This window comes from Kiritimatiella glycovorans (assembly GCF_001017655.1).
GTDB classification, from domain to species: domain Bacteria; phylum Verrucomicrobiota; class Kiritimatiellia; order Kiritimatiellales; family Kiritimatiellaceae; genus Kiritimatiella; species Kiritimatiella glycovorans.
In genome coordinates, this window is record NZ_CP010904.1 from 1 (window position 1) to 13,947 (window position 13,947).

Here is a 13,947-nt window from a genome sequence, read left to right on the forward strand (position 1 = left end):
ATGGAATATGAAAAGGGTTTACAAATCTGGTCCCGAGCCTGCGACAAACTCCGGGACATCCTCTCGAAGGACGTATACGAGCGATGGATCGCGGTCATCACCTACAAAGGCTATAAGGATGAGGTTTACCACCTCAGCGTAACCAATGATTTTTATCTCTCCTGGCTCGAGGAGAATTACAGTTCCCTGATCAGTGAAGCGATCAGCTCGGTGACGGGGGCGCCTGCGCGCATACAGCTGGTCGTCGAGCGCGACGCCGTGCCGGAGCCCGAGGGGGATGAGGAAGAGGCGCCCAAATCCAGGCGCCCGCGGCGACAGGGTGCCGACGCGAATCTGAACAAGGATTATACCTTCGAGAATTTCGTCATCGGCCCGTCGAATAACTTTTCGCATGCGGCGGCGATGGCGGTGGCCCAGTCCCCTTCGCGGGCCTACAACCCGCTGTTTATTTACGGGGGAACGGGACTGGGCAAAACGCATCTGATGCAGGCGATCGGCAATTTCGTGCTCTCGAAAAACCGTCGCAAACGGGTCTCGTATCTCTCGTGCGAGACCTTCACCAACGAATACATCGACGCGCTGGGTCAGAAAAAACTGACCCAGTTCCGTAAGCGGTACCGCAATGTCGATCTCCTCCTGATCGACGACATTCATTTTCTGCGCGGCAAGCAGCAGATGCAGGAGGAATTCTTTCATACCTTCAACGCCCTCTTTCAAAACCGCAAGCAGATCGTGCTCACCTGCGACCGGCCGGCCAGTGAACTCAAGGATCTGACGCCCCGGCTGGTCTCCCGGTTCGAATGGGGCCTCGTCACCGAGCTGGAAGTTCCGGACATCGAGACCCGGATCGCCATTCTCCGCCACAAATCGGAATACCTCAACCTGGCGATCCCCGAGTCCCTGCTTTTCTTTCTCGCCGAGCGAATCTCGACCAACATCCGCCGCCTGGAGGGCGGTCTGATCCGCGTGGCGTCCTATATCTCACTCACCGGGAAGAAAGATAAAAAGGATATCGAATACCTGCTCAGGGATACGCTCGATCAGCAGCAGGATCACTATGTGCCCGTCGACCTCATCCAGCGGACCGTGGCACGTCACTTCGGCATCCACGTCGCGGACCTGATGGGAAAAAAGAGACCTCGCTCCATTGCGCATCCGCGCCAGATCGCGATGTACCTGGCCCGCTGCCTCACCCAGGAATCGCTCCCTTCTCTCGGCGGGGCGTTCGGCCGCAACCATGCAACCATCCTCCACGCCTACCGGCAGGTCGAAAAACGGACCGGCGAAGACAATCAGATTCGCCAGACCGTGAACACACTCAAACAGAAAATTGCGGCGGAAGCCCGTGGCCAGACGGTTTAATATCCTGTGAATAAACAGCTGAAAAACTGTGGGCAAACCGGACCCGATGATAACAAGCGAAGCATTCGTTCACAGGATTCACAGGGGATACCAAGGATATGCACAGACTTGCTGACAAATATAAACTTTGATTTAACAATGGGTTACACCCCAAACGCCCTCTTAAAACGGGGTTTTCCACACCTATAATAAGAGGTATACATAAATATAATTTAATCTAATATTAAGATTCCCTGTGAAGAGAAAGGACGGAACGATGAAATTTCTGATTGAAAAAGAACCTTTGCTGGAGGCCCTCCAGCGAGTCCAGTCGATCGTGGCCCAGCGGCCGACGCTGGCGATCCTGGCCAATGTGCTGCTCAAGGCGGAGGACCAGCGGATTACCCTCACGACCACAGACCTTGAAGTGAGCGTAAGGACTTCGGTGGAGGCGGATGTGAGCGAGGAAGGGGGCACGACATTGCCTGCCCGCCGGCTGTTCAGCATCTGCCGGGCGCTGTCGGGCCATCAGGTGGAGATCGAGACCGATGAGAAGGAGACCGCGACGATTGACTGCGGTCCTTCGCATTTCAAGCTGATGGGAACGGCGGAGGATGAATTTCCGCCCCTGCCTTCGTTCGAGGCGGGATTGCGTTATGAAATGGATGAATCGGTCCTGCGGCAGATGCTGGAGAAGACCTGCTATGCCGCATCGACGGACGAGTCGCGTTATATCCTCAACGGGGTCCTGCTCAGCTTCAAGGAGGAGAAATTGACTGCGGTCGCCACGGACGGCCGCCGACTGGCCATGCTCGAGCAGGAGGTCGAATTTCCGGCGTCGGCGGAAGCGGATTACGTGATCCCCACCAAAACGGTTCATGAACTGATCCGTACCCTGGGTGATGAGGGAACGCTCCGTATTGCAGCGACGGATAAAGAGAACCAGATTTCCTTCGAATACGGGCAGATGCTGGTCGTATCGAAGCTGATCGAAGGCACGTTTCCGAACTTCCGGCAGGTGATTCCCTCCGAGAGCGAGGAGCGGGTCGCGATCGAACGGGAGGGATTGCTCGATGCGCTTAAACGCGCGTCGATCGTCACGGACGCCCAGACGGCCTCCGTGCAGCTTCATTTCTGTGAAAACAGCCTCGAGCTGGTGACGCAGAGCCCCGAGGTCGGAACGGCTCAGGAAAAAATGCCGATCAAGTACGACGGCAAGGACATGACGATCGCGTTCAATCCCGTATTTATCATGGATCCGCTGCGCCACCTGGAGAGCGATGAGATCTATATCGAACTCTCGGATCACCTCAGCCCCGGCGTCATCAAGAGCGATATTCCTTTTCTCTACGTGATCATGCCGATACGGGTCAACGAGTAGAAAAGATGGTTGCCGAACCAGGGCTCGAACCTGGACTAACTGGGCCAGAACCAGTCGTGCTACCATTACACCATTCGGCAATAGCGCAATTCACCAAGATAGAAAAAATTCTCATCGGTTCAAGCGGATAAGACAGAAAATCCTGGCGCGGGGAAATATTCAGATGCCGGACGACAGGTCTTCGGATAAAAACGAGAAGCGAATCGCCGCGCTGCTGGGTATCGGCTTTGAGCAGGATGGCCACACCAGGTTGAGCTGGGGAAGGGACCACGTGGTCGGGGGCGGCGACGAGCACGTCCATGAATGGATTGCAGCGTTGTGCCGCCGGGTCGAAAAACGGCTCGAACGCGAGCGGATCGCACTGGCCGATCTGGACATCGATGAATTGAAAGTGCTGATCTCCGAAGCGGTGGAAGAGATGCCGGAGGTACGATGAAGGGCGCAGGAGAAACCGGGATGAGTTCAGGCATCCTTCCGGGGCGGCCATGAAAATTCTGTTTCTCTCCCACCGTTTCCCCCATTCCCGCATTGCCGGCGGACACCGCCTCGTGTACGAACGCATTCAGTACCTTCTCGGCCGGGGCTACGAGGTCGGCCTGGCCTCTTTCACCTCGAACGAACCGGGATCGATGCTTCATGAGGCCGCGCAGGAACTCCTGGATCTGCGCACCGTGAAGGCCCCCCACAAAAACGTGCTCTCACGGGTGGGTCATTACGTGACCCCACGCATGCCGACGATGTTTCTGAGGAATTATTCCGAAGAGATGATGCGCAGGGTGGGCAACCTTGTGGAAAAGGAACATTACGAGGTGGTGATCGCAGAGTTCTCTGAAATGGGTCAGTACCTCTACTGCAATCCATACCTGCCGGCTGTGAGAAAAATCATTTCCTGCCACCGGTGCCTCACCACCTCCTTTATGAAATACGTGCGGACGGCGGGACTCCCCTTTCTGCTGCGCGCAAAGAGCCTGCTTCAATTTCTTGCCATACGACGCTATGAGTTTGAAATGTACCGGCATATGGACCGGGTCATCGTGCTCACGTCCCAGGACCACAGCGAACTGCTCAACTACGCGCCGGACCTCTACCTGGATATTGTTCCCATGGGGGTAGACACGGGTTACCTGCAGAAGGAGCAGGTCGAAGAAGAGCGTCCGATCGTGCTGATGACCGGGTATTACCGCGACATTGCCAATCTGGACGCGGCGGTGTGGTTCTACCGCTATGTGTGGCCCCGCCTGCGTGAGGATAACCCCGAACTGGAATTTCATATCGTCGGCGCCGACCCTCCGCGCCGTCTCCAGCGCCTCGGCGCGCGCGATAAACGGGTGACGGTCACCGGCAGGGTGGATGACCTGAGACCGTACCGGCACCGCTCGCAGGTGTTCGTGTGTCCGGTGAGGCTGGGGGCCGGCGCGCGAACCAAGTGTCTGGAAGCCATGGCTTCGGGCCTCCCCGTGGTGTCGACCTCGCTGGGAATGGCCGGACTGCCCGCGGAAAACGGGGATAACTGCCTGGTGGCGGACACGCCGGAACTTATGCGCCAGTGCGTGCAGTGGCTCCTTTCCGACGAACAGCTCAGAAAAAAGATAAGGAACAATGCGTCTCGTATGATTCGCGAGCGCTTCTCGATGGAAAAAAGCATGGGCGCACTCGAGAAGACGGTTCGGGATGTGGCTTCACTCTGATCCGATCGACCCGTTCAGGGCGTGAACCGTCCCCGGAACAGCGTCGCCGCAGCCCTCCCCGTAAGCGTCTTTCCGCAGAAGGGGCTGTTGCGCGATTTCGAGTGGAAGCGTTCCGGGTCCACGACCCACTCGTGATCCAGGTCCAGGCAGACGAGATCCGCGCGGGCTCCCGGGGCCAGCGACGGAGCGGGCCGTCCGAGGATGGCGGCCGGCGCCGTCGTCCAGCGCCGCACCCATTCCAGGGGCGAGAGGATTCCGGCGAGCACCGTCGTCGTGAACGTAGCCCCCGCGGCGGTCTCGGCCCCCACCATTCCGAAGGGCGCATCGATAAACCCCCGCGCCTTGGCTTCCGCCGTGTGCGGTGCGTGGTCCGTGGCAAACACGTCCAGCGTGCCGTCCCGTACCCCCGCGAGCAGCGCTTCACGATCCCGGGCCGAACGGAGCGGGGGATTCACCTTGAAGTTCGTGTTGCCCGGATCAATGTCGCGGTCGCAGAACGCGAGATGATGCGGGGTGGCTTCGGCGGTAACGGGCAGCCCCTCTTTTTTCGCCGCGCGGATGAGGTCGACGGAAGCAGCGGCGGATACGTGCTGAATATGGAGCCGGCAGCCGGTCATGCGGGCGATCGCGATATCCCTTTCGACGATATCGGTTTCCGCGCTTGCCGAAATGCCCGGCAGTCCCAGTTCGCGCGACCGTTCGCCCTCATGCATAACGCCGCCGGCTTCCAGCTTCGGGTCCTGGGCATGGTCCATAACGAGACCGCCGGTCCGGGCCACGGCGCGGCAGGCTGCTTCCATGACCTCCGGATCCGACGGCGTCGTGCCGTCGTCGGTGAACGCGACCGCCCCCGCCTGCGCGAGCGCCGTGTAGTCGGCGGGCTGTTCGCCCGAGCGCGCCGGGGTAAGCGCCGCGGCCGGGAGGATATCGATCAACCCCGCCGCGGAGCTGAGTTCACGTATCCGGCGCACCGCGGCGGGCGAATCGACCGGCGGGCGCGTATTGGGCATCGAGACCGCGGCGGTAAATCCCCCGGCGGCGAAGGCGCGCGACCCGGTGGCCACGGTTTCCGCCGCCTCGCCGCCGGGTTCGCGGAAATGGGCGTGCAGATCGATAAAGGCCGGAGCAACGTGAAGACCGCGGGCGTCGTATTCGCGTAGGCCGGGCGGGGTTTCGGACAGGCGGGAGATGATCCCGTCCAGCACGAGCAGGTCATCCTCCTGTTCACGGCCCGCCGCGGGGTCGATCAGGGTCGCGCCGCGGAAGAGCACGGATCGGGACGGATCGAAGGTCATTACAGCTCCGATAGCTTCATTTCGCCCAGCTTCTGCCGGAAGCCTTCCCGGGCGGCGTCCAGGGCGCGGTCCACCGATTCGGGCAGGCCGCCCAGACCGCACTGTTCCATGGAGGCGCCCTCGTTGAGCAACAGCTGGTAGAGTTCGTCTACCGCGATGTTGCGCGGATCGCGCAGCAGCGTGTAGGCCTTGGGGTTGTCCGCCGTGCCCGTAATGTACCCGGCGCTCCGCAGGGTATCGACGATCTTCCGGACCAGACGGGCGGGAAGATGGTGATCCCGCGCAAAGCCCGCGCTGTCGAGCGGGATGCCGCGATTCTCGAAATCGTCCCTCAACTCGCGCATGACCATGAGCGCCACCGCAAGCTGGGTAAAGACGCTGGCGCGGGCGGCGATGCGCTCGCGGTGGTAGGACCCCGCATGCTGGGAGGAGAACGACAGCTCCGCCCCGAACAGCAGGATCATCCAGCTTATCTGCAGCCAGAAGAGAAAGATGGGGATCAGGGCGAAGGTCCCGTAGATCGCGTTGTACCGGGCGACGCCGACCTGGAACTTGATGAATACGATCTGCCAGAGCACCCAGAGGATGGCGCCGACGAGTCCGCCCAGGGCGGCGGATCGCAGCGGAACCGACGTATTGGGAAGAAAGACGTAGAGCGAGATGAAAGCAAGGGTCGTGATGGCGATCGGCATGAGCCGGAGACCGATGCTGACGAGCGGGCCGAGCACCGCGATCTTTTCCAGGTAGACCTGGATCAGTGAGACACACGTCACGGCCACCGCCATAAGCAGCGGCGCCACGACCAGGACGGTGATGTAGTTCTGACACTTGCGAAGAAAGTTGCGCGGCGTAACCACGCCCCAGATCACGTTGAAGGTCTCCTCGATCCGGTTGATCATCTTGATGACCACCAGCAGCAGGGCCAGCGCGCCGACAGCTCCGAGCGCGGCGAAGCTGGTCTCGCGGGCCAGTTCGATGACCTTCTCGATGAACCGCTGAAACTGTTCGGGCATCTGCGCCGAAAATTCGATCAGCTTTTCGGTCGCCAGCGTCCCGCCGAAGGCGTTGCTGATGGTGAACAGCACGGCCAGCAGCGGGACGAGCGCCATGACCGTGCTGAACGTGAGCGCGGAGGCCTGCAGAGGACACTGATCGCTGCGGAACCCTTTGAACGCGAGGACGAGTACACGGGCGGCTTTGAGCACGCGCCGTCGGGTGCCGGAGAGCGCCGCCGACTCAATCTCCCAGATATCGATTTGGCGCCATTCGTTCAGGCGATCACGCCAGTTTTTTTTGCCGCCGCTCATTCAGCCGAACCGCTCCGTCGGAATCACTCTTCTTCGCCGGTCGCCTTGCGCAGCAGTCCGCCCAGCGTCTTTTTGACGTTCTCGCCGGCGGATTCACCCGCGCCCTTCAGCGCTTCACCGGCACCTTTCAACGCATCCGAGGAGAGTTCGCCGGACTGTTTCAGGAGATCGCCCACCGCCCCGCTTCCTTCGGTGGCGGCCCGGCCCGTCTCTTTCAGCACGACGGTCATGACGCGGTTGAGAACTTCGGCCCAGCCGGTCTTCTCCCCGCCTCCGCCGATATCCTTCAGCTCCACGGGCGGGAGCGCGACGGTCATGGACCGGCCCTGCATCAGCGGGCCGCTCACATGGACTTTGCCGCCTTCGAGGGTGAGGAGTCCGATGGAGACGGACTTCCCGGCGCCGGGCTTTTCTCCGGCCTCTTCTTCCGCGGGCGCGGCGGCTTCCTTTTCCAGCCCCTTCTTTATGGCGCCGAGATTGCTCCCGGTCGGGCGCAGCTCGTAGGTCAGCTCAGGCTCGCGAATCAGAATCGAGACGATCTCGATCCGGTCGGAGAACACGCTCCCCGGACGGAGATGCACGGCCACTTCGCCCAGCGAAAAGGCCTGCTCGGTCTGAAAGCCCTCGGGATTGCCCACGCGCAGACCCTCGAGCCGGACGCGGCCCTGCATGAGGTTGATCCCCACATCGTCGAGTTCCACCGGGACGCCCACCGCGGCCGGCCCGAATTTTTCCACCGCCGTCTTCACGACGGGTCCCGCAGCGAAGGTGCCGATCACCGCGACGATCACGACCAGCGCCACCACCACGGCCAGCAGTTTGAGCAGCAGTTTCATAATATCCCTCCCCTTTGGGTATCCATTGTCCTCCGCGGTACCCCGCGAATCAAGCTTCAAACGTCCGGAGGGCAGTTATTCAGCGTCCCTGTTCGGGATAACAACTCGCCGGTCGGGCGGCACCAAAATCGCGAACCTATTCCGGCGGTTCTTCGTAGATTTTTATGGAAGGGTTCCCGGGAAAGGTGGGATGCGGGAGATCGGAAGGGGAGAGAGCATGAAGGTGGGTTGAGGAGGGGCATAATCCGTACTCGCACTCGTACTCGTACTCGGAGCGCCGAAGGCGCGATCCCCCTCCCCCGGTTCAAGGAACTCGAGTACGAGTACCGCTTCGCTGAGTACGAGTACGAGTACGAATTATGTCTGTGAATCCCGATTTCGAGATCCCATCCGTGTTTTCTCTTACGCTCGTAGTAGGCCCGCAGGCCTGCGAAGCAGGGCCAGGGCCGTTATCTTTCACGCGCCTGGCCTGCCGGGGGCAGGCGTGCGGCGCTACTACGAACTTCTTCACGCTCGTAGTAGGCCCGCAGGTCCGCGCAGCGGGGCCAGGGCCGTTATCTTTCACGCGCCTGGCCTGCCGGGGGGGCAGGCGTGCGGCGCTACTACGAACGATATCACGCGCCTTGGCCCTTCGGGCGCTTACGGCGCTATTACGAACGTTTGTCGTCTCCCATCCCGCCTCTTCCCCGAACGGCTCCACCACAAAAATCTACGAAGAACCCTATTCCGGCGGTTCTTCGCCGCGGGCGGCGAAATAGTGGCGAAGGAATTCGAGATCCGGAGCGTCTTTTGCCCGGTGCGTGTGGGCTTTCATGCGCCACAGCAGGCGCGGGGAGGCGAACGGAATGCAAACCCCATCCACCTCACGGCACACAATGTCCGAAGCTGCGGACTGGTAATCGATGCCGGCCGCGGAGCTCATAAGGTCGACGATGATTTCATCTGCGATGCGCACAACAACGTATTTCGACACATCGCCCGCCTCAAGCTCACGCACAGCACCGTCCGGCAGACATTCCAATGCACGGTAAACGCGCTGTTCGTTTGCCGATTCGGAATCAATCAGTATATCGACATCGCCCGTCAACCGGGGATAGCCGGTTTGAATGATGGCAAACCCCCCTACGATCAGGTAGCGGCAGCCCCCATCGTTTAACGACCGACACAGGCGGACCAGGTCCTCCCGCTCCGGTGGACGTGGTTCTAGCTCGGCTTGTCCGCCATGTTTTCCATCGTCCATCGGTCGGCCTCCTCGAATGAAGTAAAGCGGTAAACGCCTTTGCGAATACGCCGCGATCTCCGTCCGGCCATCATCCGCCCCGCCGCAGACTGCAACTTCATCCCGTAGTCCAGCGGCGCACGCATTCGTCTTCGCCCGACCGTCTTCCCCACTGGATCGCTGTAGTTGATCTCGCTCATGGTGACCAGTGTACTCCGGCGAGTTCCGCTTGACAATGTCCGCAAACCGGCGTGCAGCGCGAGATCACCGGTGGTTTTCGGGAGCGTATTTCGTCCGGCGTCCCGCTTCCGCGAGCGCGTAGCGGTCGGTGAAGCCCGAGAGATAATCGCAGACGGTCCTCCGGAGGCCTTCGCGCTCGAGCCGCGCCTGCGCCTTGCGCCCCATGGACTCCGGGTGCGCGAGGTAGTGGCGGAACAGGTTCTCGAGCAGGCGCACGGCGCGCCGGTTGCGCTCCAGAACGGAATCCGAGAAGTAGACGCGGTCGAAGAGAAACGCCCGGAAGCGGGAGATCATGGATTCAAGCTCCGGACCGAACCGCACCAGCCGTTCGGGCGCGTTCATCACCGCCTCCGGCGAGCGGGGATCGTGCCGCTCGAGTGCCGCCCGACCGGTAGCGATCACGTCTTCCACCTGGAGGTCGAGAAGATTGCGCACCGAGATCCTGATCCTGTGCTTCTCCGCCAGCTCTCCGTACTGGCTGCGGGTCCGCTCCGCCGCCCGCCGCCACAGGGGTTCCCCGAGCAGCGCCTCCTCCGACAGCATTCCCGCCTCCAGCGCATCGTCCACGTCGTGAGCGCAATAGGTCATGTCGTCGGAGATGTCGGCAATCTGCGCCTCGAGCTGCTGGTGCGGACCCAGCGGGCGACCGTCGAGCGCGGCGCCGGGCTCCGCAGCCCTGTGCTTCATCAGCCCGGCCCGCACCTCCCAGGTCGGGTTGAGGCCGGGGAAAGACGGGTAGCGGACCTCAAGAAGAGACAGCCAGCGCAGGCTCTGATCGTTGTGGTCGAATCCGCCGTGTTCCTTCATCAGCGCATTCAGCGCCCGTTCGCCGGCATGGCCGAACGGCGGATGGCCGATATCGTGCGCCAGCGCGATGGCCTCGGTGAGGTCTTCGTTGGCGGCGAACACCCGGGCGAGCGTACGGCCGACGGCGGCCATCTCCATGGTGTGCGTCAGGCGCGTGCGGTAGTGGTCCACCGTCGCCCGCACGAAGACCTGGGTCTTGTATTCCAGCCTCCGGAAGCAGCGACTGTGCAGAATGCGGTCGCGATCGCGCTGGAAACAGGTGCGCGACGGGTGCTCGGCCTCGGCATAACGGCGCCCCGCGCTCGCCCGGCTGCGGACCGCATACGGCGCCAGCAGCTCGTCCTCACGCTGTTCCCATGTGTCGCGGAATGACATCGGCGTCATTATGACGACCCTGCGCGAGTAGATAAAGAAGATCCCCGGAAGAACCTACTTTATACCGCAATATCCAGCACGAACCCGAGCAGGTAGAGCGCGCCGAAGAGCAGGTTCAGTTGCGCGGTGGAGGCGTCGAGGGCGCGCAGTGCGCCCCGACGGGCCCGGCGTACCAGAAGGATGGCGGCCGGCAGCGACGCCGCGGTGAGCAGGGTCGTTGCGGGCAGCCGACCCTCGGGCGCAGGCAGTGCGACCAGAAGCGGGACCAGCGCATACGGCAGCGTCATCAGCGCGGCGTAATAATAGAGAGCGCCGCGCGGACCCAGCCTGCCGGCCACGGTACGGATTCCGGCCGCGCGGTCCGCCGCGGCGTCCCGCCAGTTGTTCGCGTGGAGGATCGCCGCCACCAGCAGACCCGGCGGAAGCCCCCACAGCAGCGGCGCCCACGCAAAACCGCCGGTCTGAACCGCCCACCCCCCGAGCGAGCCGAGCAGGCCGAAGGCCGTCAGCACCGCGGCGTCGCCCAGCGTGTGACGCTTGAGACGGGGATAGGCCAGGCCGCAGGCACCGCCGGCGGCCCCGAGGGCGAGGAGTTCGGGACCCACACGCGGGACGAGGCTCAGGCCGAGCAGCGCCCCGCACGCCAGGACGAACATACCCCCGCGCCGTGCCTGTGCGGGGGTGAGAAGACCGCGAACCACCGCCCCGGAGGCCGGGTGCGCATCGCGGTCGATGCCGACCAGAAAATCCGCCGCGTCGCTGCGCATGTTGACGCCCGAATGCAGCAGCAGCATCGCCGCCAGGGCGACGAGAAAAGGCATCCAGGCGAACCCGGCCGGGGTGGCCGCCGCCGCGGCCAGCGATCCGCCGGCGACGGGGATGACCGTCGCCGGGAACGAAAAGGGCCGCGCCGCGACGAGCCACGTTTGGATGCGGTTCATCCGGCCCTACTTAACGGCGGCGCGGACCTCTTCGAGCCGGCCGGCGCTGCCGAGGACTTCATTCTTGTGCTCGATGTACTTGGCGTACTCGCCCATGAAGACCTTGCCCGCGGGACGCAGGTCGAAGACTTCGGGATGGTCGCGGAAGTGTTCGCGGTGGACGCGGCACCAGACCAGGCGGCCGTCGGTGTCGATGTTGACCTTCGTCACACCCATCTTGCCCGCCTTGTGGATTTCGTCTTCGTCCACGCCCTTGGCGCCCTTGAGTTCGCCGCCGGCGGCGTTGATGCGCTCGACCTCGTCCTGCGGCACGGAGCTGGAACCGTGCATGACCAGCGGAAAGCCGGGCAACAGCTCGGCGATCTTTTCGATCACCTCGAAGTGCAGGCCCTGCGAGCCGGAGAACTTGTAGGCGCCGTGGCTCGTGCCGATCGCGCATGCCAGGCTGTCGCAGCCGGTCCGCTTCACAAACTCTTCGACCTGTTCGGGATCCGTGAGTTTGGCGTCGGCTTCCGATACGGAGACGTGTTCCTCGACGCCGCCGAGCTTGCCCAGCTCGGCCTCCACGGCCACGCCCTTTTCGTGAGCGCGGTCGACGACGCGTTTCGTGATCGCGATGTTCTCCTCGAATTCTTCCCCGCTCGCATCGATCATGACCGAACTGTAGAACCCGCTGTCGATGCAGTCGTAACAGTTCTCTTCGTCGCCGTGGTCCAGGTGGACGGCGAAGATGGCTTCGGGAAAGATCTCGTCGGCCGCGCGGATCATGGCTTCGAGCAGCCGCTTGTCCGTGTAGGAGCGTGCGCCTTTCGAGAGCTGGAGAATAAACGGCGCCTTGCTGTTGATGTTGCCGCGGAAGAGCGCCATCACCTGTTCGGCGTTATTGATGTTGTACGCGCCGACGGCGTACTTCTTGTAGGCCTGTTCGAACAGCACCTTGGTCGATACGATCATGGGTTGCCTCCTTTGACTCCCGAGTCTGCGATGCGAAATAAAGAGCGCACACTATAGGAGGGCGCGCGAAGGGGGGTCAATCACGGAGCGGATTTTTATTCTCCCACGCTGCGGGCGTCGGGAAAGTCGAAGTGCGTCTCGAACAGCTCCCGGAACCTTTCGCACACCCGTTCCTCGTCGGGGCCTTCGACGGTGATGGAGACTTCCGCACCCTGTTCGAGGGCGAGGGAGATCAGCTCGAGCACGGAGCCGAGCTCAGTTGCCTCGTTCCCGTGCGCGACGGTGATCGTGCCCGGGTAGTCCCGGGCCTCTTCCACGATCTTCGCGCTGGGGCGGCAGTGAATGCCGGCGCTGTTGGTGACCACGGCCTTTGCGGATACCATTTCTTACGTCCCCGCCGGAGTATTCCCGCGTGACAGGCGCGGGGCGCTGCGGTACAAACGCCCGACACGATGTGGCACATCAGGATTTGAACTGTTCGAGGAACCATGGATACCCGCAAAATCGAAGCGATCAAGGGAAAAGCGCTTGAGGAGGCTGCCGGAGCGGCCGGACCGAAGGAACTGGAGGGGGTGCGCGTCCGCTATCTCGGCCGCCGGGGCCGGGTCACGGAGATCATGGCGGGCATCAGGGACGTGCCCCCGGAGGAGCGCCGCGAATACGGGCAGGCCGCCAATGCCCTCAAACAGGAACTCTCGGAGCGGATCGAGTCGCGCAAGGCGGAATTCGAGTCCTCGGCCGCCACCGGGGCGGTGGAGGATCCCACCCGGCCGGGCGAGTGGCGGGGACTGGGACGCGAACACCCGATCAGCCGCATCACCGGACGGATCACCGACATATTCCGCACGCTCGGGTTCACCGTGGCGACCGGCCCGGATATCGAGACGGTCTACCATAATTTCGACGCGCTCAATACGCCGGCCGACCACCCCTCGCGCGATGAACAGGACACCTTCTACCTCGAAAACGGGGACCTGCTGCGGTGCCATACCTCGCCGGTGCAGGTGCGGTACATGGAGGCCCATCCCCCGCCGGTGAGGATTATCGCGCCGGGCCGCTGCTATCGGCGCGACACGCCGGACGCGACCCACAGCGCCAACTTCCACCAGGTAGAGGGCCTGTACGTCGACCGGGACGTGACGCTGGCGGACCTGAAAGGGACGATCGCCTATTTCGCGAGGGAGCTGATGGGCGACGACGTGGAGATCCGCTTCCGGCCGCACTTCTTCCCGTTCACGGAGCCGAGCGTGGAGGTGGATTTCACCTGCCATATGTGCCGCGGAAGCGGCTGCCGGGTGTGCAAGCAGAGCGGATGGATCGAGATCATGGGCGCGGGCATGGTCGACCCGAACGTATTCGAAGCCGTGGGATTCGCGCAGTACGACGTCACCGGCTTCGCCTTCGGGATGGGCATCGAACGCATCGCGATGATCATGTACGGCATCGAGGACATCCGCCTGCTCTACGAAAACGACGTCCGGTTCCTCGCCCAGTTCTGAGCGGGACGCGCAATCGAAGCCGAACTCGGGATTCACAGAGAACGTGATTCGTACGCGTACGCGT

The 13,947-nt window shown here is 62.5% G+C and carries 14 protein-coding genes and 1 tRNA gene; 5 read left to right on the plus strand and 10 right to left on the minus strand.

The features are described from left to right. Positions 1–1,362 (plus strand): chromosomal replication initiator protein DnaA, encoded by a 1,362-nt coding sequence (gene dnaA / locus L21SP4_RS00005; RefSeq protein ID WP_052880738.1) that lies wholly within the window; start codon positions 1–3, stop codon positions 1,360–1,362. Between the two features lie 256 nt (positions 1,363–1,618). Further along, positions 1,619–2,722 carry a DNA polymerase III subunit beta gene (dnaN, locus tag L21SP4_RS00010; protein WP_052880739.1) on the plus strand — a complete coding sequence of 368 codons (1,104 nt, stop codon included), beginning with the start codon at positions 1,619–1,621 and terminating at the stop codon, positions 2,720–2,722. Positions 2,723–2,728: 6 nt separating this feature from the next. Here dnaN and L21SP4_RS00015 read toward each other — a convergent pair. After that, positions 2,729–2,802: transfer RNA gene (locus tag L21SP4_RS00015), tRNA-Gln, on the minus strand. A gap of 83 nt (positions 2,803–2,885) precedes the next feature. On the opposite strand from L21SP4_RS00015, the gene L21SP4_RS00020 reads away from it, so the two are divergent. Further along, positions 2,886–3,158, plus strand: coding sequence for a hypothetical protein (locus tag L21SP4_RS00020; protein ID WP_052880740.1), 273 nt, complete (start codon positions 2,886–2,888; stop codon positions 3,156–3,158). Positions 3,159–3,207: 49 nt separating this feature from the next. After that, complete coding sequence (locus L21SP4_RS00025) at positions 3,208–4,410, plus strand: glycosyltransferase (RefSeq protein WP_052880741.1); 1,203 nt, start codon at positions 3,208–3,210, stop codon at positions 4,408–4,410. 14 nt (positions 4,411–4,424) lie between these two features. On the opposite strand, the gene L21SP4_RS00030 is transcribed toward L21SP4_RS00025, so the two are convergent. From L21SP4_RS00030 to L21SP4_RS00070, 9 genes are all read right to left on the minus strand, one after another. Beyond that, positions 4,425–5,705, minus strand: coding sequence for a dihydroorotase (locus tag L21SP4_RS00030; protein WP_052880742.1), 1,281 nt, complete (start codon positions 5,703–5,705; stop codon positions 4,425–4,427). Continuing rightward, positions 5,705–7,012 (minus strand): YhjD/YihY/BrkB family envelope integrity protein, encoded by a 1,308-nt coding sequence (locus L21SP4_RS00035; protein WP_052880743.1) that lies wholly within the window; start codon positions 7,010–7,012, stop codon positions 5,705–5,707. The genes L21SP4_RS00030 and L21SP4_RS00035 overlap by 1 nt, the downstream gene beginning before the upstream one ends. A 23-nt stretch (positions 7,013–7,035) precedes the next feature. After that, positions 7,036–7,848, minus strand: coding sequence for a DUF748 domain-containing protein (locus L21SP4_RS00040; RefSeq protein WP_052880744.1), 813 nt, complete (start codon positions 7,846–7,848; stop codon positions 7,036–7,038). A 721-nt stretch (positions 7,849–8,569) separates the two neighbouring features. Further along, positions 8,570–9,088 (minus strand): nucleotidyltransferase, encoded by a 519-nt coding sequence (locus L21SP4_RS00045; protein WP_144413690.1) that lies wholly within the window; start codon positions 9,086–9,088, stop codon positions 8,570–8,572. After that, positions 9,052–9,267, minus strand: a complete 216-nt coding sequence (locus L21SP4_RS00050; RefSeq protein WP_052880746.1) for a hypothetical protein — start codon at positions 9,265–9,267, stop codon at positions 9,052–9,054. Before L21SP4_RS00050 ends, L21SP4_RS00045 begins: the two co-directional genes overlap by 37 nt. A gap of 64 nt (positions 9,268–9,331) precedes the next feature. Beyond that, complete coding sequence (gene dgt / locus L21SP4_RS00055; RefSeq protein ID WP_201774644.1) at positions 9,332–10,498, minus strand: dGTP triphosphohydrolase; 1,167 nt, start codon at positions 10,496–10,498, stop codon at positions 9,332–9,334. A 50-nt stretch (positions 10,499–10,548) separates the two neighbouring features. Beyond that, on the minus strand, positions 10,549–11,430 hold the full coding sequence (locus tag L21SP4_RS00060; RefSeq protein WP_052880747.1) for a prenyltransferase: 882 nt from the start codon (positions 11,428–11,430) through the stop codon (positions 10,549–10,551). Between the two features lie 6 nt (positions 11,431–11,436). Then, entirely contained in the window at positions 11,437–12,384 is a 948-nt protein-coding gene (locus L21SP4_RS00065) for a class II fructose-bisphosphate aldolase (RefSeq protein ID WP_052880748.1), read from the minus strand. Positions 12,385–12,479: 95 nt separating this feature from the next. Next, on the minus strand, positions 12,480–12,767 hold the full coding sequence (locus L21SP4_RS00070; RefSeq protein ID WP_052880749.1) for an HPr family phosphocarrier protein: 288 nt from the start codon (positions 12,765–12,767) through the stop codon (positions 12,480–12,482). 105 nt (positions 12,768–12,872) lie between these two features. Between L21SP4_RS00070 and pheS the strand changes: the two genes are divergently transcribed. Beyond that, positions 12,873–13,883: a phenylalanine--tRNA ligase subunit alpha gene (gene pheS, locus L21SP4_RS00075; RefSeq protein WP_052880750.1), complete on the plus strand. Its 1,011-nt coding sequence runs from the start codon at positions 12,873–12,875 to the stop codon at positions 13,881–13,883. The last annotated feature ends 64 nt before the right edge of the window (positions 13,884–13,947 follow it).

Excerpts from the sequence above, each read along its gene's own strand:
- L21SP4_RS00050 (WP_052880746.1), bottom strand. The coding sequence starts at position 9,267 with ATGAGCGAGATCAACTACAGCGATCCAGTGGGGAAGACGGTCGGGCGA.
- pheS (WP_052880750.1), top strand. The coding sequence starts at position 12,873 with ATGGATACCCGCAAAATCGAAGCGATCAAGGGAAAAGCGCTTGAGGAG.
- L21SP4_RS00060 (WP_052880747.1), bottom strand. The coding sequence starts at position 11,430 with ATGAACCGCATCCAAACGTGGCTCGTCGCGGCGCGGCCCTTTTCGTTC.
- L21SP4_RS00020 (WP_052880740.1), top strand. The coding sequence starts at position 2,886 with ATGCCGGACGACAGGTCTTCGGATAAAAACGAGAAGCGAATCGCCGCG.
- dnaA (WP_052880738.1), top strand. The coding sequence starts at position 1 with ATGGAATATGAAAAGGGTTTACAAATCTGGTCCCGAGCCTGCGACAAA.
- L21SP4_RS00030 (WP_052880742.1), bottom strand. The coding sequence starts at position 5,705 with ATGACCTTCGATCCGTCCCGATCCGTGCTCTTCCGCGGCGCGACCCTG.
- L21SP4_RS00035 (WP_052880743.1), bottom strand. The coding sequence starts at position 7,012 with ATGAGCGGCGGCAAAAAAAACTGGCGTGATCGCCTGAACGAATGGCGC.
- L21SP4_RS00070 (WP_052880749.1), bottom strand. The coding sequence starts at position 12,767 with ATGGTATCCGCAAAGGCCGTGGTCACCAACAGCGCCGGCATTCACTGC.
- dgt (WP_201774644.1), bottom strand. The coding sequence starts at position 10,498 with ATGACGCCGATGTCATTCCGCGACACATGGGAACAGCGTGAGGACGAG.
- dnaN (WP_052880739.1), top strand. The coding sequence starts at position 1,619 with ATGAAATTTCTGATTGAAAAAGAACCTTTGCTGGAGGCCCTCCAGCGA.
- L21SP4_RS00045 (WP_144413690.1), bottom strand. The coding sequence starts at position 9,088 with ATGGACGATGGAAAACATGGCGGACAAGCCGAGCTAGAACCACGTCCA.
- L21SP4_RS00065 (WP_052880748.1), bottom strand. The coding sequence starts at position 12,384 with ATGATCGTATCGACCAAGGTGCTGTTCGAACAGGCCTACAAGAAGTAC.
- L21SP4_RS00025 (WP_052880741.1), top strand. The coding sequence starts at position 3,208 with ATGAAAATTCTGTTTCTCTCCCACCGTTTCCCCCATTCCCGCATTGCC.
- L21SP4_RS00040 (WP_052880744.1), bottom strand. The coding sequence starts at position 7,848 with ATGAAACTGCTGCTCAAACTGCTGGCCGTGGTGGTGGCGCTGGTCGTG.